Genomic DNA, 21,524 nt, shown 5'->3' on the forward strand with positions numbered 1-21,524 from the left:
CCCCACCCCGAGGCGGCGGCATCTTAGCTGATCAAGGATTCAGCAACCGGAACAGCGCCGGAACGGCACCGGGCCGCCGACCCGGGGCAGCCTCGGGCGATACGGCCACGGCCTTGCCCTAGAATGCCGCGCATGACCATGCTTCCGATCACCCTGGTAGTCATTACCCACAACGAAGCCGACAACATCGCGCGCTGTCTCGACAGCGTGCCGTTTGCGGCCGAGAAGCTCGTGGTCGACAGCGGCAGCTCCGACGATACGGTGGCCATTGCCCAGGCGCATGGCGCCCGCGTGGTGCACCAGGACTGGCTGGGCTTCGGCCCCCAGCGCAACGCCGCAGCCATCCTGTGTTCGCACGACTGGATCCTGGCACTGGACGCGGACGAGAGCCTGAGCCCCGAGCTGGCCCGGGAACTGGAACAGACCCTGCCCGCGCTGATGGCCGGCAAGGCTCCTGCCGCCATCCTGCGTCGGCGGACCATCTTCATGGGCCAGCCCATGCGCTGGTACCGGCCTTCCGTGGGCGAAAAGATGGCGCGCGTCTACCACCGCGGCCGCGCCCGCTGGTCCGATGCCCGCGTGCACGAATCGCTGCGCTTCGAAGGCACGGTGCCCACCCTGCGCGCGCACTTCAACCACATCAACAACCCCACGCTGGTGCACAAGCAGCTGAAGGTGTTGCGCTATTCCGAACTCAAGTGCAAGGACTGGCTGGACAAGGGCAGGTCCGAGCGCATGTGGCAGGCACCCTTCGTGTACTGGCTGACCTTCATGAAGGACTACGTCGTGCGTCTGGGCGCGCTGGACGGCTGGCGCGGCTTCATCGTCGCGCATACCGCGGCGAGCTACGCACTGTACAAGCGCATGCGTTACTTCGAGATGCGCCACAATGCCGAATCTGTGCGGCTTGCCGAAGCCGCTCTTCTACGTCACGGCATTGAACGTTGATCCATGAGTAAGCAGCACTACCTTCTTTACGGCTCCGAACGCTACGCGCTGGCCATTCTCCGCCCGGTGCAGGACGCCATCCGCGCCCGCGGCGACGAAGCCGCCTGGTTCTTCGATGGCCCGGGTGCTGAAGACCTGGTGGAAGGCGAGCGGTTGCTCACCGTGGCGGAAGTGCGCGCGTGGAAGCCACGTGCCGTCATCACCTCCAGCAACGCCGTGCCGCACTTCTTTCCCGGCGTGAAAGTGGAAACTTTCCACGGTTTCGACGCGGGCAAGCCCCGGCACATCTATGTGCGCGGCTTCTTCGACCTGTACTGCACCACCGGTCCGCGCGACACGGCGCAGTTCAAGGCCATTGCCGAGCGCACAGGGCATTTCTCGGTGGTGGAAACGGGCTTTCCGAAGATCGATCCCTTCATGAAGGAGATCAGCGGGCCGCTCCCGCCCGTACGCCAGCCGCCCGTGATCCTTTACCACTCCACGTTTTCGCCTTCCTGGAGCGCGGCCGAAACGCTGTACGAGGAAGTGAAGCGCCTCTCGCGCGACGGTCGCTGGCGCTGGATCGTCACCTTTCATCCGAAGATGAATCCGGAGACGGTGGCCAAGTACAAGGCGCTGCAGAACGAGTACCTGACGTTCGCCGAGAACGACAACATCCTCGAACTGTTCCCGCAGGTCGACCTGATGTGTTCGGATACCTCCTCGGCGCTCAACGAGTTCCTGCTCACCGGCAAGCCGGTGGTGACGTTCAAGAACCGCCGGCCAGGCCCGCAGCTGATCGACATCGACGAGGCGGCGCAGTTCGAGCCGGCCATCGAGCGCGCGCTGGCACGGCCGCCGGAGCTGATGCAGGCCATCCGCGAGTATGGCGACGCCATTCACCCCTATCGCGACGGCCAATCAAGCGAACGCATCCTGAAGGCCATTGACGATTTCATCGCCTCCGGCGGCCGCAACCGTCGCCGTAAGCCTTGGAATATCTGGCGAAAATTGAAAATCCGCCGCCGCATCGGCTACTGGGGCCCGGCCGGCTACTGAGGCGGTGGGCTGCAGGTCAGCGTGGCGCGGGGGCGGGTCGGGATAGAATCCGTCTCAATCCCTTCAAGAAGACTGCCCGTGGCACCCAGCAGCTATAGCCGCTCCGAACACCTGCGTTCCCTCTGGCCCTGGCTGCCACTGTGGGCGCTGGTCGCCCTGCTGGCGATCTTCTCGCATGGCCCCATGCCGCTGTATTCCACGCGCACCCTCGCGGTGGCGTGGGAGATGTTCAACCATCACGACTGGCTGGTGCCGCACATCAACGGCGCGCCGTACAGCGAGAAAGTCCCGCTGCTGTTCTGGTTGATCCATGCCGGCTGGTTCGTGTTCGGCGTGAACGACGTCTGGCCGCGCGTGCTGGAAGTGATCTTCGGCGGCGCGCAGCTGGTGCTGGTGTCGGTGCTGGCGCAGCGCCTGTTCCCGAACCGCCCGTGGGTGGCCAAGGGCGCACCGTGGATTCTGCTGGCGCTGGGTTATGCCTTCCTGTTCGGCCTGCAGATCATGTACGAGGTGCTGCTGGCCGTATGGGTGCTGGCGGCGCTGCTGTGCCTGACGCCCAAGCCGCAGCGCGCCGAGCCGCGCTGGGTGCTGTTCGGCGTATGCGTGGGCCTGGGCCTGCTCACCAAGGGCCCGGTCATGCTGCTGCACGTGGCCTTCCCGTTCGTGCTCGGCCCGCTGTGGAACGACTGGGCCCGTGACAACCGCGTCCGCTGGTACGGTCGCGGCGTGCTTGCCCTGTTGCTGGGCGGCGCCATGCTGTTGGCCTGGGCGCTGCCGGCGGGCTTCGCCGGTGGCGAGGCCTATCGTCAGCGCCTGTTCTTCACCCAGACCGCCGGCCGCGTGGTGAATGCCTTCGACCACGCCCGCCCGTTCTGGTGGTACGTGCCGATGATCCCGGCGCTGCTGTTCCCCTTCAGCGGCTGGCCGCGCGCCTGGGCGGCGCTGGTCACGCTGCGCCGGCCGCTCGATGCCGGGCTGCGCTTTGCGCTGTGCTGGCTGGTGCCGGTGATGGTGGTGTTCTCCTTCATCAGCGGCAAGCAGCTGTATTACCCGCTGCCTGAATTCGCCGGCGCCGCCCTGCTGGTGGCCGGCGCCATTGCCGTGCTGCGCGACCAGCGGCCGGCGCTGGCCTCCAACCCCTGGCTGGGCACGTGGCCGCTGGGCGTGGGTGGCATCCTGTTCGGCATCTTCCTGTTCGTGCTGCCGATGCTGGTGGCGCACAACGAGCTGCATGGCGAGTGGTTCGACACCACCCAGCGCTACAGCCGCTTCTTCAGCGTGGTCTTCGTGCTGCTTGGCGCGTTGCTGCTGCTGCGTGGTCGCGGCGAGCTGCGCCGGCTGGCCTTTGCCGGCCTGGTCGGCACGCTGGCGCTCAATACGCTGTTCACCCTGACCATGTGGCAGAACTTCGATCTGCGCCCGTCAGCCCAGCTGCTGGGCGCGGCCGATGCGGAACACCGCCCCATCGGCATCCTGGGCAATTACGAAGGACAGTTCCATTTTGCCGGCCGCCTGACCCAGTCCATCGAGCGGCTATACGAAGGCCAGTCGCTGCAGACGTTTGCACAGGCGCATCCGGATGGACTGGTGGTGGAGCACCCGGAAAAGCTGAGCAACGACGCGCTGCGTTACGCCCTGCTGGTGCAACCGTTCCGCTCGACCTGGGTGGTGATCTGGCCGGCGAAGTCGCTGTCGGACCTGCGCGCCGGTCGCGTGCCGCCGGAGCCGGCTCACCCCACGCGGGTCTATCAGGTTGACGAGTGGCGCTTCCGCGCCCTGCAATGAACGACGCGCTGATCGCCAACTTGCGTACGCAGTGCGGTGGCCCACGCGATGGCGCGCTGCTGCGCTTCTCGCTGGGCAATGCGCTGCTGGCTGCCGGCGATGCGACGGGCGCCATCCCCGAGTTCCGGCGCGCGGTCGCGTTCGACCCCGGCTACTCCGCCGCATGGAAGCTGCTGGGCAAGGCCTGCCTGGCGCTTGATGACAAGGCCGGCGCCGCCGAAGCATGGCAACAAGGCATCGCCGCCGCACAGGCGCGCGGCGACAAGCAGGCCGAGAAAGAGATGACCGTGTTCCTGCGACGGCTGGAAAAACAGGAGTGAATGGCAGAGCAGGAGTGAGTAAAGAGGAGTGAGCAGCGAGAGAGGCGAGCACGCGGCCGTCTCTCACTGCTCACTCCTCTTCACTCACTTCTTGCCCTTCCCGCTCTCAGTCGTAAGGACTCTTCCAGGTGTCCGCCGAGTAGCGCTTGTAGTGCCACTGGTACTGCGAGAAGGCCAGCTCCACGCAGTTCTCCACGCCCTGGTTGAGGGCACGGCAGGCAAGGGACAGATCGGCATCGGCCAGTCCTTCCGGCGCGGGCATCAGGTGGATGCGGTATCCCTCGCCCCGGGGCAGGCGCTCGGCGAAGGCGAACAGCACGGTTGCCCCGGTGCGTGCCGCCAGGCGCGGCAGCAGCACCATGGTCAGGGCGTTCTGCCCGAAGAAGGGGGCGACCTCGCCCTCGCCAGCACGCGGTTTCTGATCCGGCAGGATGCCCACCGTGCCGCCGGCCGCCAGCCGCTTGTAGAGCGTGCGCACGCCGGCGCCTTCCGCGCGGACCTGCTCCGGCGCCAGCGCGCCGCGCACCTTGCGCAGCAGGCCCTCGATGGCGGCGATGCGCGGCGGGCGGTACAGGATGGCCATCGGCGTCTTGCGGCACAGCCAGTAGTTGAGCAGTTCCCAGCAGCCCAGGTGCGGCGCGGCGATGATCACGCCCTTGCCCGAGGCCAGCGCGGCATCGAACAACGCTTCGCCGCGCACCTCGCGCACCATGTCCAGCGCGCGCTCGGGGTCGTTGCCCCAGATCTTGGCGATCTCGGTGGCCGAACGGCCGCTGTCTTCCATCACGTGGCGAAGCAGGGTGGCGTGCGCGGGCGCGTCCAGCGACGGCCGCACCAGCTTGAGGTTCACCGAGGTGGTGTGCGCCGTGCCGGTGCGCAGCGCCAGCGAGAGTCGGCCGATGCCTGCGCCGATGGCATGCAGCACGCGCAGGGGCAGCAAGCCCAGCAGGCGCAGGAGCAGATAGAGGAGGGTGATGTCGAATCGCATGGGCGAAGGAGTTTAACTGGCTGGCCGGCGAGTTCACGGGTCAACGACAAGCCGCCTGTTCTCGTTCACGGCGCTCAGGACTGTCGGCTCGGCCGGCCAGGCCCTAATCTTTCGCCCCCTTCCGCCGTTACCACATCCATGATCGCCCTGATCCAGCGCGTACTGTCCGCCCGTGTCGACGTTGAAAACACCACCGTGGGTGCCATCGGGCCCGGCCTGCTGGCGCTGGTGGCCGTGCAGCCCGGGGACGACGAACCGCGCACCCGGCGGATGCTGGAGCGGCTGCTGGGGTACCGCGTGTTCCCGGACGAGCAGGGCCGCATGAACCGCTCCCTGGCCGATAGCGGAGGCGAGCTGCTGCTGGTCAGCCAGTTCACCCTGGCCGCCGACACCCGCTCGGGCATGCGACCCAGCTTTACCCGTGCGGCAACCCCCGAGGAAGGGCGCCGCTGGTTCGACCGGCTGGTCGAACTGGCCCGTGCCGCCCACCCGAGGGTGGAAATCGGTCGCTTCGGCGCCCATATGGAAGTGCACCTGGTCAACGATGGCCCGGTCACCTTCTGGTTGGAGACCCCATGATCGCCATTTCCCCCGGCGCGTCCCGACCTCCTACGAAAAAATCACTGGGAAATGCCGGTTTGGCGCGATTTTTGCGTACCGGCGTGACTCAATTTATTCCTTGAAAACTGGTCAAAAAAGTACCACATGGGTATACTGATCGGTTCCTGCATACGCGGCGGTAGGTATGAATAGCAAAGCTCCTGAGCAACAGTCTGAAATCAAGGCGCTCATCTCCAAGGGTCTGGAGCAGGGCTACCTGACTTACGCCGAGATCAACGACCACCTGCCCGACGACATCGTCGATCCGGAGCAGATCGAAGACATCATGGCGGTGCTCAAGGGCGTCGGCATCGAGGTGCATGACGCCGCGCCGGATTCCGATCCGCTGTCGGACAACGCCCCGGGCGCGTCCACCGACGATGAAGCTGCCGCCGAAGAAGCCGTGGCGCTGCTGTCGGCCGTCGACTCCGAAGTGGGCCGCACCACCGACCCCGTCCGCATGTACATGCGTGAGATGGGCACGGTCGAGCTGCTGACCCGCGAAGGCGAAATCGCCATCGCCAAGCGCATCGAGGAAGGCCTGGGCCAGGTGCAGACCGCGCTCGCCTCCTTCCCGCTGACCATCGAGCTGCTGCTGGAGGAATACGACCAGCACCTGGACGGCAAGCGCCGCCTGAGCGAAATCCTGGCCGGCTTCGCCGACCTGGAAGAAGCCGCCGACGCAGCCCAGGCTGCCCTGGCTGACGCCGAAGTCGAAGACTCCGACGCCGAAGGCGACGAAGAAGAAGGCGAAGAAGGCGGCGAGGAAGAAGAGTCCGGCCCGTCCGGTCCGGACCCGGAAGAGGTCAAGCGCCGCATGGAACTGCTGCGCGACTACTACGGCAAGTTCCAGAAGGCGGCCCCCAAGGCCACCGACATCAGCGACAAGAAGGTCACCAAGCTGCGCGACCAGATGGCTGAGGAGTTCCTCAAGCTCAAGCTGCCGTCCGCGCTGATCGACAGCTTCGTGCGCAAGCTGCGCGAAGTGGTGAACGACATCCGTCACCACGAGCGCGTGCTGATGGACATCTTCGTCAAGCACGTGAAGATGCCCAAGGCCGAGTTCCTCAAGGCGTTCCCCAGCAACGAGGGCAACCTCGAGTGGGCGAACGAGCTGGGCCGCAAGCGCCAGAAGTGGTCGCCGAACATCAAGCCGTACAAGGAAGCGATCGATGCCGAGCAGGACAAGCTCGGTGCCATCGAGCGCAAGCTGTTCCTGCCGCTGACCGACATCAAGGAAATCAACCGCACCATGTCGATCGGCGAGGCCAAGGCCCGCCGCGCGAAGAAGGAAATGGTCGAGGCCAACCTGCGCCTGGTCATCTCCATCGCCAAGAAGTACACCAATCGTGGCCTGCAGTTCCTGGATCTCATCCAGGAAGGCAACATCGGCCTGATGAAGGCCGTGGACAAGTTCGAATACCGCCGCGGCTACAAGTTCTCCACGTACGCCACGTGGTGGATCCGCCAGGCCATCACGCGCTCGATCGCCGACCAGGCACGCACCATCCGTATCCCGGTGCACATGATCGAGACGATCAACAAGTTGAACCGCATTTCCCGCCAGATGCTGCAGCAGTTCGGCCGTGAGCCGACGCCGGAAGAGTTGGCCAAGGAAATGGACATGCCCGAGGACAAGATCCGCAAGGTGCTGAAGATCGCGAAGGAACCGATCTCGATGGAAACCCCCATCGGTGACGACGAAGATTCGCATCTTGGCGACTTCATCGAGGACACCAACGCGTCCTCGCCGATCGAGTCGGCCACCGAAACGGGCCTGATGGAAACCGTGCGCGACGTGCTCGCCGGCCTCACCCCGAGGGAAGCGAAGGTGCTGCGCATGCGCTTCGGCATCGACATGAACACCGACCACACGCTGGAAGAAGTGGGCAAGCAGTTCGACGTGACGCGCGAGCGCATCCGTCAGATCGAGGCCAAGGCGCTGCGCAAGCTGCGTCATCCGAGCCGCTCGGAGCAGCTGCGCTCGTTCCTCGATATCGATTAAGCACTACGCTGGTGCAAGTTGCAGGAAGCCCCGCGAAAGCGGGGCTTTTTGTTGGTGCCGAGCTTGTCCCTGCAGGAGCGCACAGGTGCGCGACCGGCCCATGGCCTGATGTCGCATTCTCGTTGCATATCCGTGCACTGAGATACCCGATGGTCTGCGGTCGCGCACAAGTGCGCTCCTACAAAGTGGCCGGGCGCCCCGCTCAGCCACCCGCATCGTAGAAAAACTGCTCGCTGGTGATCTTGTCGTCCTTCACGTGATACACGCAGATCTCGGTCATGGTGACGCGGCCGTAGTCCTTCATGGTCACGTCCATGGTCATGACGACGCTGAACCAGTTGCCGGCGACCAGCGGTTCGCTGACTTCCAGGCCATGCATTTCCTTGACGCTGTCCTTGAACCGCTTGCCCTTCTCTAGGATGGCGTCCAGCCCTTTCACGTTGCCCAGCGGGCCGTTGGCCATGCTTTCCGGTTCGATGCTCACGGCATCCTTGGCGTATAGCTCGTGCTGGGCTTCCTCGAACTGGCCGTGGCGGCACATGGCCACCAGGCGCTTGGCGACGGCTTCGGTACTCATGGGTAACCTCCGGCGGGCGAGACCCGCGAAGGTAGCGCCGCATCCGGCATACGGGCGTGAAGGTGCACCGTTCCCGGCGCACCTTCACTGCTGCCGTCAATGCTTGCCGACGTTGTCGGTGTCGTCGATGAAGCGCGCCACGTTGTCATGCAGCTTCTTCAACGAATCCTCGTGCGCGTAGACCATGTGGCCCGACGGATACCACGCGTAGGAGATGTTCTTCTCCAGGCTTGCCGGGATCGGCATGTGGTGCATCTCGTAATCGGCGGCGTAGTACGGCGTGGCCAGGTCGTAGTAGCCACCATGCAGCGAGACGTGCAGGTTCGGGTTGGTCTTCATCGCCTTGGCCAGGTCGGGCAGCACGTTGGTGCTTTGCTGCAGGGCTTCGTCGGAGCCCGGCACGCCGTGCTTGAACTCCCAGCTGTCGATGTCGGCGAACAACCGATAGCTCTGGCCGTCACCGAACTTGAGCTGGCGGCGCACGTAGTCGTTGAATGCCGCGACATACGCCGAGCTGATGGCCGAGGACTGCGGATCGTATTCGGCCGACTTGCTCAGCGGGTCCAGCGCGGGGCCGGAGAAGCGGCTGTCCAGGCGCCCGGTGGTCATGCCATCGTCGGCCTGCAGTTGTTCTTCGAACATGCCGCCATTCACGCGCAGGTTGGCCTTCAGCAGATAGGCGACGGACAGGCCGGTGTACTGGTGCAACTTCTGCGCCACTGCCTGACGGCGCGCGTCGTCCAGTCGCGAACCGGCCATCAGCGCGGTGGCGTATTCCGTGGTGGCGTACTGCTCCACTTCGCGCAGGAAGGGCTCCAGCGCTGCCGGCTGCTGCGGCAGCTTGTGGTGGTAGTAGGCGGTGGCGGCATAGGTGGGCAGCGCCAGCTCATACGGCAGGTCCACGCCCGGGTTGGCGGTCGCACCGCCGATGTACGTGTCGAAGCTGAGGATCTGCGACAGCAGGATCACGCCATTGAGGTCGACGCTGTCCTCGTTCTCCAGGATGTTGGCCACCACCGCCGAACGGGTGGTGCCGTAGCTCTCGCCGAACAGATACTTCGGCGAGTTCCAGCGGTTGTAGGTGGACAGAAACTGGGTGATGAACTTTGCGAACGCGTGCCCATCGCCATCCACGCTGTAGATGGCCTTCCTGCGCTCCTTCATCTGCTCGTCGCGCCGGCCCTTGTCGGCATCGTCGGCAATCAGGCGGCTGAAACCCGCACCCGGCGCATCGATGAACACCAGGTCGGTGGCGTCGAGCAGGCTGTAATCGTTGTTCACCAGGCCATACGGCGCCGCCGGCGTGTGCGAGTCATCGCTGGTCACCACGCGCCGGGGCCCGAACGCGCCCATGTGCAGCCACACCGTGGCCGAACCCGGGCCGCCGTTGTAGACAAAGGTGATCGGACGCTTGCCCGGCTCCACGCCTTTCTTGAAGTAGGCGGCATAGAACATGCTGACCTGCGGCTCGTTCTCCTTGTCGCCCGTGCCATGCAGCACCAGGGTTCCCGCCACCGCCTTGTAGTCGATGCTGCGGCCTTCCACCTTCACCGTGCCCGAGGTTTCCGACGATTGCGGCTTGAGCAGCGCGGCCTCGGGCTTGTCGTCGGGTTTGTCGTTCTTGGGATTCTTGTCGGCCGCTTGGACGGTGGCGCCCAGCAGCAAGGTGGCCAGTGCCACGACCAGGGGAAGCTTGCGCATGAAGGAAGAACCTCGTGAAGGACGCAGGGCGCGAGCCACCAGCTTAGGCAGCGAGGTCGCCCGGTTTCATACGCCAGAAGTCACGAGCACCCTCCCGCCGACGCACGGCGGGAGGGTGGGGATGCGGATCAGCCCGCCGCCGTCTGCGCCTTGAGCGCCCGCTTGGCCGCCCGCTTCTCGCGGCGCTTTTCCTTGCGGATCTTGCGGTCGTGGTTCCACAGGTAGATGGCCGGCGTGCTGAGCAGGGTCAGCAGCTGCGACACCAGCAGGCCGCCCACGATGGCCACGCCCAGCGGCTGGCGCATCTCCGAGCCTACGCCGAAGCCGATGGCCAGCGGCAGGGCCGCGCCCATGGCCACCAGGGTGGTCATGGTGATCGGGCGGAAGCGCACCAGCGCCGCCTCGCGGATGGCATCCGGCGGCGACAGGCCGCGTTCGCGTTGTGCCACCAGCGCGAAGTCCACCATCAGGATCGCGTTTTTCTTCACGATGCCGATCAGCATCAGGATCGCGATGATGGCCATCAACGTGAGCTGCGTCTGCGTCACCAGCATGGCGAGGAACGCGCCCATGCCCGCGGCCGGCAGCGTGGAGAGAATGGTCAGCGGATGGCCCAGGCTCTCGTAGAGGATGCCCAGCACGATGTACATGGCCACGATGGAGCCGATCAGCAGCACCATGCCGTTGCTCTTGGCCTGCTGCATGCGCTGGTTCTGGCCCGTCCATTCCACGCGCACGCCTTCGGGCAGGCCGGCCAGGATGCCTGCGTTGCCCACCAGGCGCACACCCACGTCCTGCGTGACGTCCTTGGCCAGGTTATAGGTGATGGTCGAGGCTTCGAGCTGGTTGTGATGGCGGATGCGCATCGGGCTCATGTTCGGCTCGATGCGCGCCAGCGCCGACAGCGGAATCATCTCGCCCGAAGCATTGCGCACGCGCACATTGAGCAGCGCCTGCGGGCTCAGCGACGTTGCCGAACTGGAGGTCAGCACCACCCAGTACTGGTTGATGTCCGAATAGATGATCGACACCTGCCGCTGACCGAAAGAGTTGAGCAGCGCGGTATCCACGTCACCCATGGTCACGCCCAGCCGGCTGGCCGAGTTGCGGTCCACCTTCAGCTGCTGCTGCTTGCCCACCAGGTCGAAGTTGCTGCCGACGTCGCGGAACTCCTTCATCTTGCGCATCTGCTGCACCATCTTCAGCGTCCACGGCTGCAGGTCCTCGCCGTTGCTGCCGATGAGCTGGAATTCGTAGGCCGCGCCTTTGTCGCCACTGCCACCGCCGCCGAGGAATTGCACCAGATCCAGCGAGACGCGGATGCCCGGCAACTGGTCGTACTGCTTGGAGAGGCGCTCCATCACCACCTTGGCACTGTCGTGGCGATCGTTGGGGCCGCTGCCCTTGGGTTTGAGGTCGACGAACATGCTGCCCGCATTGCCGACCGCACCGGTGCCGTCGTTACCGCCCAGGGTGGTCATCACGTCGAGCACGGCCGGATCGGCCTTCATGATGTCCGCAGCCTTCCGCGCCTGTGTCGCCATCATGGTGGGCGAGATGTTCGCATCCGCGCGGATGTCGCCCTGGATCATGCCGATGTCTTCCTCCGGCATGAAGTTGCCGCCGGCGGTGGCCACCACGGCGGCACCGAGCGCGAAGGTGGCGAACAGCAGGATAAGTGGCTGCCAGCGCATCAGGCGGCGATGGTGCATGGCCCAGTCCAGCGCCCGCTCGTATAGGCGATGAAGGCCCTTGTCGAAGCGTTCCAGCGCGAGCTCCATGCGCCCCTGCTTCCGCTCGCCCGGTTCTTCATGCTTGAGGAACTTGCCGCACAAGGCGGGTGTGAGCGTCAACGAGACAACGGCCGAGATCACCACCGCCACGGTCAGCGTCACCGAGAATTCGCGCAGCAACATGATCAGCATGTTGTTGCCAAACAGCAGCGGTGCGAACACGGCTACCAGCGACAAGGTGATCGACACCACCGTGAAGCCGATCTCGCGCACGCCCATCAACGCGGCCTGCAGCGGCGGTTCGCCATGCTCCATATGGCGTACGATGTTCTCGATCACCACGATGGCGTCGTCCACCACGAAGCCGATGCACAGCACCAGCGCCACCAGCGACAGCGTGTTGAGCGTGTAGTTGAGCGCCAGCATCGCCACAAACGCACCTGCCAGTGACAGCGGCACGCTCAACGAGGCGATCAGCGTGGGACGCAGGCGACGCAGGAACACCAGCATCACCAGCACCACCATCGCGATACTGATCAGCAGCGCCACTTCCACTTCGTGCAGCGCCGACTTGGTGGTGGTGGTGAGGTCGAAGATCGGCGTGACCTGCACATCCGCCGGCAGCCAATGGCTGAACTCCGGCAGGCGGCGGCGGATTTCGTCCACCGTCTCCACCGCATTCGCTTCCGGGCGCTTGCTGATCTGCATCGCCACCGTGGACTGGCCGTTGAACCACGCACCCTGGTAAATGTCCTGCTGGCCGCTGTACACCTTCGCCACGTCCGACAGCCGCACCGGGGCGCCGTTGTGGGTGGCGACCAGCACGTTGGCGAAATCCGCGGCCTGGCTCAGGCCGTCATTGGCGGTCACCGTCATCTGCGTGCGGCCATCGGTGAGCACGCCCTGCGGCGAGGTCACGTTGGCCGCGATCAGCGCATTGCGCACGTCGTTGGCGGTGAGGTTCTTCGCGGCCAACGCGTTGATGTCCAGTTCCACGCGTACCGCGTGCGGCGTGCCACCGAACACCTGCACCTGCGCCACGCCGGGGATCTGCGCCACGGCCGGCTTCAGCAGCGTGTCGGTCAGGTCGTAGAGCTTGTCCTGCGGCAGGCCGGTCGACGTCAGCGAGACCAGCAGGATGGGAATCTGCGAGGTGTCGAACTTGAAGTACTGCGGCGGGCTGGGCAGCTGCGGCAGGTCGGCCTGCGCTGCATTGATGGCCGCCTGCACGTCGCGCGCGGCCTGGTCCGCCGTGCGGTCGAAGGTAAAGCGCACCTGGATCGATGCGGTGCCCTCGGCGGCATTGCCATACATGTCGTCGATGCCAGGGATGCGCCCGATGTGGCGCTCCAGCGGCGCCAGCACGGTGGACGCCATGGTCTGCGCATTCGCACCCGGCAACTGGGCCACGATGTACACGCCGGGAAATTCCAGCGACGGCAGCGCTGCGACGCCCAGCAGGCGATAGGCAAAGATGCCCGCCAGCAGCAGGCCCAGCGCCAGCAGCGACGTTCCCACGGGTCGGCGGATCAGGGGGGCGAAGATATTCACTCAGGTTTCCATACCGGTCAGGGCTGCACACCCGTCACCCAGGCAGACCATCGGCGCGGGCGCACGTTCACGCAAGCAAGGCGAAAGGCCCATACATGCCGCTCTTTATGCCTGTGGGGACGGGAATGGCGAATGTGCCTGAAGTCGGTCCGTGCCGAAAGGCAGGGGGAGGGCGACGAGGGCTCGACTGACACGATGTGACGCGTGAAACAGGGCATTCCAGCGCGGATTTCGCCCCGGCGGGCGGAAAGCGGCGGTGGATGACCTCCGGAAGAAAAGCCCGTCTCAGCGCCTCACCCGGTCAAGACCAGGCAATCACCCCGATCGCCACCAGCGCCAGCGCCACTCCCAGGCCATTGAGCCAGCTCAGCCGTTCCCGGAACGCCACCGTACCCACTACCGCGCCCAGCGCCACCACGCCCAGGTTCATACTCGCGAACACCAGCGAAGGATGATCCGGCAGCGCCCGGTGGCCACGCAGGTAGAACACGATGTTGCCGAAGTTGGCCAGGCCCAGCAGCAGACCGGCGACAGCGTCGCGCAGGGTAAAGAAGGTGCGGTCGTGCCAGCGGCGCCAGAGCAGGATGAGCAGCGACACCACCAGGGCGAGCGCGAACATCGCCTGCAGCGAGGCTTCGAACGGCGTGCCTGCCACGGCCACGCGCTTGAACAGGATATCGATCAGGCCGAAGCCCACGAACACCACGCAAGGCCACAGCCAGCTGCGTTCGCCGTTTGCGTTACTCGTCGGCGTGGCGCGCCAGATCATGCAGAGCAATGCCGCCAGGCCCAGCGCGATACCCACGCCCTTGCCCACGCTCAGGCTTTCGCCGAACAGCACGAAGGCCGCCAGCAGTGAAATCAGCAACGACAGGCGCTGCGCCGCGTCGGTGCGCACGATGCCGGCGCTGCTGACCGATGCCGCCAGCGCAAGGAAGATCAGCGGCAGCAGCAAGCCCAGCCCGATGAACCCCAGCCAGGGTGCCTGCGGACTGGTGAGCGCCGACAACGACGGGTGGAACACCGTGGCGGTAAGCACGCTGGCGGCGACGTAGTTCCAGGCAATGGCCTGGCCCACGTCCACCGACAGGCGACGTGCAAGCTTCAGCAGCACCGACACCAGCACGCTGCACACCACGCTCAGCAATACGTAAACCATGAAGATCCTTGAGGGCGGCGCTGGGACGCGCCACGCCGATATAACGGGGCTTGATGTCAGCCATGCTGCGGCCGGCCACGGGGCTTATCGCTGGTGGGTGAAGCGCTCGCGATAACGTGCCGGGCTCAGCTGCAGGTGCTGGCGAAAATGGTGTCGTAGGGTATCCGTACTGCCGAATCCGCACACCTGGGCCACGCGGTCCACACCCATGCCGCTGCCTTCCAGCAGTTCACGGGCGCGACCCAGGCGCTCGCGGGTCAGCCACTGCTTGGGCGAGCAGCCGGTGGCCTCCTCGAAACGCCGCAACAAGGTGCGTTCGCTCATGCGCGCACGCTCCGCGAGCACGGACACCGGCAGTGACTGGTCAAGATGGCGGCGCATCCATTCCAGCAGCTTGCCCAGGCCATCGCCCTGCGCTGGCAGTGGCGACTGGATGAACTGCGCCTGCCCACCATCACGATGCGCAGGCACCACGGCGCGGCGTGCGACGGTGTTGGCCGCCTCCGGGCCGTAGTCGCGGCGGATCAGGTGCAGGGACAAGTCCAGTGCGGCGGCACTGCCGGCCGACGTGAGCAGCTGCCCCTCATCCACATACAGCACATCCGGCTCCACGCGGACACGGGGGTAGCGCTGGGCCAGTGCATCCACATAGCGCCAGTGCGTGGTGGCGCGGCGCCCGTCCAGCAGGCCGGTAGCGGCCAGCACGAACACCCCGGAGCAGAAGGACATCAGCCGCGCGCCACGCGCGTGTGCCGCCCGCAGGGCGTCCAGCAGCGGCTCGGGCGGCACCGCGTCCACACCACGCCAGCCGGGCACGATGATGGTGCCGGCGGCGGCGAGTTGTTCCAGCCCGCCATCCGCGCTGACCTGCATGCCGCCGGCGGCGCGCATGGGGCCCGGGTCCACGGCGCAAAGGCCGAAGATGTACCCCTCGGGCAGCTCCGGCCGCGGCAAGCCGAACATCTCCACGGCGATGCCGAACTCGAACGTGCAAAGGCCGTCGTACACCAGCGCGGCCACGCGGCGGTTTGGCGGCCCGACAGGGCGCCTGGAACGCTTTGGCGGATTTTTCATGGTGATTGTCATTCTTGCCAATGTCGGCCAGCGACGCCAGTGCCGATACTGCGTCCACCCCAACGCAGGAGAGCCACGCATGAGCAGCGTCGTCCAACGAGTCAGTGCCGCACCCAGCCACCATGCACTGGCGCATTTCCAGGCACGCCTGGGTTTTGAAACCGACTGCGCGGATGTGCATTACGCAACCCACCACGAGTCGAAGGACTTCGTCCTGCTCGATGTCCGTACGCCCACGCTTTACGCCGCCGGCCACGTGCCTGGCGCCCTCAACCTGCCCACGCGCATGATCAGCGAGCAGCGGATGGCGGAGTACCCGGCCGACACCCTGTTCGTGGTCTATTGCGCCGGGCCGCATTGCAACGGCGCCAACAAGGCGGCGGTGAAGCTGGCGCAACTGGGCCGCCCGGTGAAGGAGATGATCGGCGGCCTTACCGGGTGGATCGACGAAGGCTTCGGGCTGGAACGCTGATATGCGCGCGGGCCCTGCCATCCGTCGCGCCACGGGCATCGATGTTCCCGCACTGTTGTCGCTCGGTGCGGAGCACGCCGCCTTCGAGCAGCTGCACCATCGCGCCAGCCAGCGGCCTGCCGCGCTGGCCGGTGCGCTCGACAGCGATCCACCTCGGCTGCATGCATGGCTCGCCTTGCAGGATGACAACGCCGTGGGCTACGCCAGCGCCACGCTCGACTACGCCACGCTGGACGGCGCGGACTATCTGCACATGGATTGCCTGTACGTTCGCGAAGCATGGCGAGGCCAAGCCATCGGCCTTGGCTTGTGGCATGCCATACGCGAATTCGCCCAGGTGCGTCGCTGCGCCGCCATCCAGTGGCAGACACCGTCGTGGAACGTGCACGCGGCACGCTTCTATCGCCGGCTGGGCGCAGCCGAAACGGCCAAGCTGCGTTACTGCCTGCCGCTGCCCGGCGACGTGAATGACAGCGGGGCGTGAGGCGACGGTGCGATCATGCCGGCACCACCCGGCCTCGAGGAGGCTGCATGCTGGAACTTCGACCCACCTGCGAGCAGTGCAACAAGGCGCTGCCGCCGGCCGCCACCGACGCCATGATCTGTTCCTACGAATGCACCTACTGTCGTGATTGCGTTGCTCTGCTGCAGAACGTATGCCCGAACTGCGGCGGCGGCTTCATGCCCCGCCCGATCCGCCCCGCCCATGCGTGGAAACCCGGCGTCTCGCTGGAACGCCAGCCCGCCACGCAGGTGATCACATACAAGCCGGTGGATCCGCTGAGCCACGCGGCGTTTGCCGCGCTGTTCGAAAGCCTGCCGCCGGAACAACGCTGAACATCGACGGCATCTTGACGCGCACCACCCTACACATGGGCCCCTGATCACGGGCCCACGGGGCGTTCCGCAGCATGCGCAGGCATGAACCCACCGCGCCGGATGGCGAACGACGGCTGCTGCTGATCGGCGCAACGGTACTGTTTCTGGTCGTCTTCGCGTCCGATGCGATCTCCCTGCTGCTGGCCCGCCATGCCGGCGCCATGCCTTCGCTCTGGACCGCCAACGGCATCGCCGCCGGCGTGTTGCTGTCGGTGCAGCGACGCTACTGGGGCCTCCTGTTCGTGGTGACCGGGCTCGCGTTGCTGCTTGGCACGTATGCCGCGTTTGGTGAACTCCAGCTCAGCCATGGGCTGCTGGTGCTGGCGAACCTGGTGGAAATCCTCATCGTCATTGTGATCATCCATCACTACTTTCCGACGATCACCGGCAGGGAAGGCGGCTATCTCCGCCTCGGTCGCGTGGCCATAGGCGCTGCGCTGGCGGCCTGTGTCGTGTCCACGCTGGTGGCCAGCCTGGCCGGGAAGCTGTCCAAGGACCCTGCCGTGTTCGGCCGTCCGGAAGAATGGTTTCGCGCGGACCTGCTCGGCATGGTGATCGTGGGCATGCTCACCCTGGTGGCGTTTCGCGAGCGGGGCCGCATGCTTGGCGCGGAGGGAACACGCTTCCGCATGCTGTGCGACGTGCTGGTACTGGTCGCCGTCACCATCGGCGTATTTGCGCAGACGCGCTACCCGCTGCTGTTCGTGGTGTTCGCACCGTTGCTCTACCTGGTGTTTCGCTACCGCTTCACCGGACTGGTGCTGGGCATGGCCGTGGTGTCCCTGATCACCAATGTCGCCACCTCCGTCGGGCTGGGCTCCTTCGCGCTCATCGCCGGGGTCGACGCCGACGAGCGCACCCTGGTCGCCCAGATCTACCTGGGCGTGGTTTGCCTGGTGGCAGTGCCGGTGGCGCTGGCGCTGGCCGACCGGCAACGTCTGTCGGAGAAGGTCGCCGAAAGCGAAGGTCTTTATCGACTGCTGGCCGATTACGCGAGCGACCTGATCGTGCGCGTCTCCCAGGATGGCACGCGCCGCTATGTCTCCCCGTCGGTGAAGGAGATGCTGGGCTGGACACCGGAGGAGTTCGCCGCGCAACGGGTGGAGCTGATTCATCCGGACGACCGCCACCTCGTGGCGGTCCTGCTCGCCCGACTGCAGCAGAGCGGCAAACCGGAAATCGTGCGTTACCGGGTCCGCAACCGCGCTGGCGAATACCAATGGCTGGAGGCCATCGGCCGACTCGCGCCCAGCCCTGATCATCCCGGACACCAGGAAACCGTCTACAGCGCCCGTGACATCACCCAACGGGTGCTGGCGGAAGAAGCACTGGCTGACAGCGAGAAGCGCCTGCGCACGATCACCGACAACGTGCCTGCCGTGATCGCGCAGATCGACGCCGAGCAGCGCTACACCTTCATCAACGCGTATGCGGCCGAGGTGATCGGTGGCATTGCCTCATCCAACATCGGCCGTACCGTGGCGGAGATGCGCGGTCCCACGGTGTATGCCTTGCTCAAGCCACACATCGAGAAGGTGCTGCAGGGCAAGCCCGCCACCTTCGAGTACCAGGTACCGGTGGGCGGCGAAGCCCGCACCTTCCAGGCGACCTACCTGCCGGCCATCACGGCCGATGGCCAGCGCAGCGGCTTTTACTCCCTGACCACGGAAATCACCCGCATCAAGCAGGCCGAGCAACAACTGGATTTCCTAGCTCATCATGACGCGCTCACCGGCATCGCCAATCGGCTGTCGTTCCGCGAGAACGTCACGCGGGCGGTCGACCGCGCCGGGATCACGCATCAGCCACTGCTACTGATGATGATCGACGTGGACCACTTCAAGCAGATCAACGACACCTGGGGCCATGCCGCCGGCGACATGGCGCTCAGCGAGGTGGCGAACCGGCTAAAGGCCAGCATCCGCAAAACCGACCTGCTCGCCCGCCTGGGCGGCGATGAGTTCGTGATCCTTTGCCACGACATCGAGGATGCTGAAACGGGGCGCCAACTGGCGGAGAAGATCATCGATGCGATGCGCGCACCGGTACACGTGGGCCCGGCGGATCTGGGCGTCACGCTCAGCATCGGCCTGGCGCTGTCCCGCGATGTCTCCTCCGGCGACGAACTGGCACAGCAGGCGGACGAAGCGCTCTACCAGGCCAAGGAGGCGGGCCGCGCCCGCTACCGCATGACCACCCACGGCATGTGACGATTCATTCGCGGTCGGCCAGTGCGCGGTTCAGACGCAGAGCCAGCAAGGTGCACGCCACGCCCGAGAGCAGATAGACACTCACCGCCACCAGTCCGAAGCGCGTCGACAGGCCCAGCGCCACCAGCGGCGCAAAGGCCGCACCGATCAGCCACGCGAAGTCGGTGGTGAGCGCAGCGCCGGCATAACGCAAGCGCATCTCGAAATTGGACGTAACGCTGCCGGCTGACTGTCCGTACGACAAACCCAGGCCACCGAAGCCAAGGATGATGAAGGCGTCCTGTCCCAGTTTGCCGCCACCGAGCAGCCACGGAGCCATCAGCGCGAAGATCGCGATCAACGCTGCCATCAGGCCAAGCGTAGTGCGTCGGCCGATACGGTCGGCCAGCAGGCCTGACACGATCATGCCCAGGATGCAGGCCACCGCGCCGATGATCTCCGCCACCAGCACCGCGTTCACCGACTGGGTGGAACCCAGCACGATCCACGACAGCGGGAAGATGGTGACCAGATGAAACAGTGCGTAGCTCGCCAGCGCGGCGAACGCACCGATGAAGATGTTGCCGCCCTGGGTGCGCAACAACTCGATGATGCCGATCGGCTCGAGTTCGCGTTCTTCCATCGCGACGGTGTATTCCTCTGTGACCACCAGGCGAAGGCGTGCGAACAATGCCACCACGTTGATGGCAAACGCGACGAAGAACGGATAGCGCCAGCCCCAGTCGATGAAGTCTTCCGGGCTCAGGCTGCTGTGCAGGAACAGGAATAGCGCACCAGCCACCATGAAGCCGATCGGCGCACTCAGTTGCCCGAGCATGGCGTACCAGCCGCGCTTTCCCGGCGGCGCATTGAGCGCCAGCAACGACGGCAGGCCATCCCACGATCCACCCAGCGCAATGCCTTGCAGGATGCGGAACAGCACGAGCAGGCCGATCGCCCAATTGCCGATCACCGCGTAACCCGGCAGGAACGCCATGCCCGCTGTAGCACTGCCGAGCAGGAACAGCGCAATGGTCAGCTTGATGCCGCGACTCCATCGCCGCTGGAAGCTCATGAACAACGCAGTGCCGAGGGGACGCGCTACAAACGCCAGTGAAAAGATCGTGAAGGCGTAAAGCATGCCGTTCAACGGACTGGCGAAGGGAAAAAGCAGGGAAGGAAACACCAGCACGCAGGAAATGCCGAACACGAAGAAGTCGAAGTGTTCGGACGTCCGCCCGATGATCACGCCGATGGCGATCTCGCCCGGCGCCACCTTCGCATGGGCCTGGATGCGTTGGATGTCCTCTACCGTGTGGCCCGTGCCGTGCTCAGGAAACGTGCTTGACATAGTCATTACCCGGGAAGAAGGAGTATGTCGCCGCCACACTATGGCACCACCGCGCCTCTCGCGTCACTGGGAATGTTCCTGTTCCCGTTTCGCTCCGAACGGCGTACCGTTAATCACACTGGTCGCGTCGTCGGTATGTCTATGAAGGCTTTCCGTGGACTTCTCGTTTTCGCCGTCTTCCTGCTTGCGGGATGCCAGACTGTTTTGATGTCACCGTCCGGTGACCTCGCGATACAACAGCGCAACCTGATCATCACGTCGACGGTCCTGATGCTGCTGATCATCGTGCCGGTGATTGCGCTGACGTTGATCTTCGCCTGGCATTTCCGCGCGTCCAACAAGAAGGCCACCTACGATCCTGACTGGGATCACTCCACCATCCTGGAATTGCTGATCTGGTCGGCACCGCTGCTGATCATCATCGCGCTGGGCGCGATCACCTGGGTCAGCACGCACAAGCTCGATCCCTATCGCCCCCTTGATCGTGTCGCCGCGAACCGCCCCATGCCATCCGACGTGCGGCCGCTCCAGGTCAACGTGGTCGCGCTCGACTGGAAATGGCTGTTCATATACCCCGAGCAAGGCATTGCCACCGTGAACGAACTGGCGGCGCCGGTAGATCGCCCGATCCAGTTCAAGATCACTTCCTCCACCGTGATGAACTCGTTCTTCATTCCCGCGCTGGCAGGCCAGATCTATGCCATGCCCGGCATGGAGACCCAGCTGCAGGCAGTGATCAACAAGCCCGGTGAATTCCAGGGCTTCTCCGCCAATTACAGCGGCCAGGGTTTCTCCGGCATGCACTTCCTCTTCCACGGCTTGTCCGAGGAAGACTTTGCGCAGTGGGTGCAAAAGACCAAGTCCGGTGGCAGCGACCTCAGCCGTGACGCCTATGTGAAGCTGGCGCAGCCGAGCGAAAACGATGCGGTGAAGTACTACGCGACGGTGGAGCCGGGCCTGTATCGCGCCATCCTCACCCACTGCGTGGACCCGGAAAATCCCTCTTGCATGACCCGCATGGACTTGAGCCCGCATGAATCCGGCGACTCGGGCACGATGACGGGCGCAGGCCAGACCAACGGCATGGCCGCGATGGCCGACCACTCCCATTCCGACTGATTCCATTCCCGGTGGTGTCCACGATGCTTGCCCAT

General features: G+C 65.2%; 18 protein-coding genes. 11 read left to right on the forward strand and 7 right to left on the reverse strand.

Annotated elements, in window-relative coordinates; translation table 11 throughout:
• Positions 1-132 precede the first annotated feature (132 nt).
• The 4 genes from H8F01_RS09525 (at position 133) to H8F01_RS09540 (ending at position 4,091) form a co-directional block, all read left to right on the forward strand.
• A complete protein-coding gene (locus H8F01_RS09525; RefSeq protein ID WP_187058787.1) occupies positions 133-948 on the forward strand; it encodes a glycosyltransferase family 2 protein in 816 nt (271 codons plus the stop codon).
• 3 nt (positions 949-951) lie between these two features.
• Positions 952-1,986: a CDP-glycerol glycerophosphotransferase family protein gene (locus H8F01_RS09530; RefSeq protein WP_187058788.1), complete on the forward strand. Its 1,035-nt coding sequence runs from the start codon at positions 952-954 to the stop codon at positions 1,984-1,986.
• Between the two features lie 78 nt (positions 1,987-2,064).
• A complete protein-coding gene (locus H8F01_RS09535; protein WP_187058789.1) occupies positions 2,065-3,771 on the forward strand; it encodes an ArnT family glycosyltransferase in 1,707 nt (568 codons plus the stop codon).
• The gene (locus tag H8F01_RS09540) at positions 3,768-4,091 is read left to right on the forward strand and encodes a tetratricopeptide repeat protein (protein ID WP_187058790.1); all 324 of its coding nucleotides are present in this window, start codon (positions 3,768-3,770) and stop codon (positions 4,089-4,091) included. The genes H8F01_RS09535 and H8F01_RS09540 overlap by 4 nt, the downstream gene beginning before the upstream one ends.
• Positions 4,092-4,197: 106 nt before the next feature.
• On the opposite strand, the gene H8F01_RS09545 is transcribed toward H8F01_RS09540, so the two are convergent.
• A complete protein-coding gene (locus H8F01_RS09545; protein ID WP_187058791.1) occupies positions 4,198-5,079 on the reverse strand; it encodes an LpxL/LpxP family acyltransferase in 882 nt (293 codons plus the stop codon).
• A gap of 138 nt (positions 5,080-5,217) precedes the next feature.
• On the opposite strand from H8F01_RS09545, the gene dtd reads away from it, so the two are divergent.
• Entirely contained in the window at positions 5,218-5,658 is a 441-nt protein-coding gene (dtd, locus tag H8F01_RS09550; protein WP_187058792.1) for a D-aminoacyl-tRNA deacylase, read from the forward strand.
• A gap of 166 nt (positions 5,659-5,824) precedes the next feature.
• Positions 5,825-7,684, forward strand: a complete 1,860-nt coding sequence (gene rpoD / locus H8F01_RS09555) for an RNA polymerase sigma factor RpoD (RefSeq protein ID WP_187058793.1) — start codon at positions 5,825-5,827, stop codon at positions 7,682-7,684.
• Between the two features lie 202 nt (positions 7,685-7,886).
• Here rpoD and H8F01_RS09560 read toward each other — a convergent pair whose 3' ends face one another.
• The 5 genes from H8F01_RS09560 to ftrA all read right to left on the reverse strand — a co-directional run bounded on the left by H8F01_RS09560 (position 7,887) and on the right by ftrA (position 15,479).
• A complete protein-coding gene (locus H8F01_RS09560) occupies positions 7,887-8,261 on the reverse strand; it encodes a nuclear transport factor 2 family protein (protein ID WP_187058794.1) in 375 nt (124 codons plus the stop codon).
• Between the two features lie 96 nt (positions 8,262-8,357).
• Complete coding sequence (locus tag H8F01_RS09565) at positions 8,358-9,962, reverse strand: S10 family peptidase (RefSeq protein WP_187058795.1); 1,605 nt, start codon at positions 9,960-9,962, stop codon at positions 8,358-8,360.
• Between the two features lie 128 nt (positions 9,963-10,090).
• Positions 10,091-13,246: an efflux RND transporter permease subunit gene (locus tag H8F01_RS09570; RefSeq protein ID WP_187058796.1), complete on the reverse strand. Its 3,156-nt coding sequence runs from the start codon at positions 13,244-13,246 to the stop codon at positions 10,091-10,093.
• 301 nt (positions 13,247-13,547) lie between these two features.
• Complete coding sequence (locus H8F01_RS09575; protein WP_187058797.1) at positions 13,548-14,405, reverse strand: EamA family transporter; 858 nt, start codon at positions 14,403-14,405, stop codon at positions 13,548-13,550.
• An 84-nt stretch (positions 14,406-14,489) separates the two neighbouring features.
• Complete coding sequence (gene ftrA, locus H8F01_RS09580; protein WP_238481206.1) at positions 14,490-15,479, reverse strand: transcriptional regulator FtrA; 990 nt, start codon at positions 15,477-15,479, stop codon at positions 14,490-14,492.
• A 79-nt stretch (positions 15,480-15,558) separates the two neighbouring features.
• Between ftrA and H8F01_RS09585 the strand changes: the two genes are divergently transcribed.
• The 4 genes from H8F01_RS09585 (at position 15,559) to H8F01_RS09600 (ending at position 19,040) form a co-directional block, all read left to right on the forward strand.
• On the forward strand, positions 15,559-15,951 hold the full coding sequence (locus tag H8F01_RS09585; protein ID WP_187058799.1) for a rhodanese-like domain-containing protein: 393 nt from the start codon (positions 15,559-15,561) through the stop codon (positions 15,949-15,951).
• Position 15,952: 1 nt separating this feature from the next.
• Positions 15,953-16,435: a GNAT family N-acetyltransferase gene (locus H8F01_RS09590; protein WP_187058800.1), complete on the forward strand. Its 483-nt coding sequence runs from the start codon at positions 15,953-15,955 to the stop codon at positions 16,433-16,435.
• 47 nt (positions 16,436-16,482) lie between these two features.
• The gene (locus H8F01_RS09595; protein WP_187058801.1) at positions 16,483-16,788 is read left to right on the forward strand and encodes a DUF1272 domain-containing protein; all 306 of its coding nucleotides are present in this window, start codon (positions 16,483-16,485) and stop codon (positions 16,786-16,788) included.
• A 74-nt stretch (positions 16,789-16,862) separates the two neighbouring features.
• Positions 16,863-19,040 (forward strand): sensor domain-containing diguanylate cyclase, encoded by a 2,178-nt coding sequence (locus H8F01_RS09600; protein ID WP_187058802.1) that lies wholly within the window; start codon positions 16,863-16,865, stop codon positions 19,038-19,040.
• 4 nt (positions 19,041-19,044) lie between these two features.
• Here H8F01_RS09600 and H8F01_RS09605 read toward each other — a convergent pair whose 3' ends face one another.
• A complete protein-coding gene (locus H8F01_RS09605; protein WP_187058803.1) occupies positions 19,045-20,370 on the reverse strand; it encodes an MFS transporter in 1,326 nt (441 codons plus the stop codon).
• Positions 20,371-20,511: 141 nt separating this feature from the next.
• On the opposite strand from H8F01_RS09605, the gene cyoA reads away from it, so the two are divergent.
• Positions 20,512-21,489: a ubiquinol oxidase subunit II gene (gene cyoA, locus H8F01_RS09610; protein WP_187058804.1), complete on the forward strand. Its 978-nt coding sequence runs from the start codon at positions 20,512-20,514 to the stop codon at positions 21,487-21,489.
• The last annotated feature ends 35 nt before the right edge of the window (positions 21,490-21,524 follow it).

Origin of the sequence: Dyella telluris, assembly GCF_014297575.1 — a bacterium.
Taxonomy (GTDB): Bacteria; Pseudomonadota; Gammaproteobacteria; order Xanthomonadales; family Rhodanobacteraceae; genus Dyella; species Dyella telluris.

What these genes read in the sequence shown, in the direction of transcription:
- H8F01_RS09525 (WP_187058787.1), top strand. Translation starts at nt 133, where the DNA reads ATGACCATGCTTCCGATCACCCTGGTAGTCATTACCCACAACGAAGCC.
- H8F01_RS09530 (WP_187058788.1), top strand. Translation starts at nt 952, where the DNA reads ATGAGTAAGCAGCACTACCTTCTTTACGGCTCCGAACGCTACGCGCTG.
- H8F01_RS09540 (WP_187058790.1), top strand. Translation starts at nt 3,768, where the DNA reads ATGAACGACGCGCTGATCGCCAACTTGCGTACGCAGTGCGGTGGCCCA.
- H8F01_RS09545 (WP_187058791.1), bottom strand. Translation starts at nt 5,079, where the DNA reads ATGCGATTCGACATCACCCTCCTCTATCTGCTCCTGCGCCTGCTGGGC.
- dtd (WP_187058792.1), top strand. Translation starts at nt 5,218, where the DNA reads ATGATCGCCCTGATCCAGCGCGTACTGTCCGCCCGTGTCGACGTTGAA.
- rpoD (WP_187058793.1), top strand. Translation starts at nt 5,825, where the DNA reads ATGAATAGCAAAGCTCCTGAGCAACAGTCTGAAATCAAGGCGCTCATC.
- H8F01_RS09560 (WP_187058794.1), bottom strand. Translation starts at nt 8,261, where the DNA reads ATGAGTACCGAAGCCGTCGCCAAGCGCCTGGTGGCCATGTGCCGCCAC.
- H8F01_RS09565 (WP_187058795.1), bottom strand. Translation starts at nt 9,962, where the DNA reads ATGCGCAAGCTTCCCCTGGTCGTGGCACTGGCCACCTTGCTGCTGGGC.
- H8F01_RS09575 (WP_187058797.1), bottom strand. Translation starts at nt 14,405, where the DNA reads ATGGTTTACGTATTGCTGAGCGTGGTGTGCAGCGTGCTGGTGTCGGTG.
- ftrA (WP_238481206.1), bottom strand. Translation starts at nt 15,479, where the DNA reads ATGAAAAATCCGCCAAAGCGTTCCAGGCGCCCTGTCGGGCCGCCAAAC.
- H8F01_RS09585 (WP_187058799.1), top strand. Translation starts at nt 15,559, where the DNA reads ATGAGCAGCGTCGTCCAACGAGTCAGTGCCGCACCCAGCCACCATGCA.
- H8F01_RS09590 (WP_187058800.1), top strand. Translation starts at nt 15,953, where the DNA reads ATGCGCGCGGGCCCTGCCATCCGTCGCGCCACGGGCATCGATGTTCCC.
- H8F01_RS09595 (WP_187058801.1), top strand. Translation starts at nt 16,483, where the DNA reads ATGCTGGAACTTCGACCCACCTGCGAGCAGTGCAACAAGGCGCTGCCG.
- H8F01_RS09600 (WP_187058802.1), top strand. Translation starts at nt 16,863, where the DNA reads ATGCGCAGGCATGAACCCACCGCGCCGGATGGCGAACGACGGCTGCTG.
- H8F01_RS09605 (WP_187058803.1), bottom strand. Translation starts at nt 20,370, where the DNA reads ATGTCAAGCACGTTTCCTGAGCACGGCACGGGCCACACGGTAGAGGAC.
- cyoA (WP_187058804.1), top strand. Translation starts at nt 20,512, where the DNA reads ATGAAGGCTTTCCGTGGACTTCTCGTTTTCGCCGTCTTCCTGCTTGCG.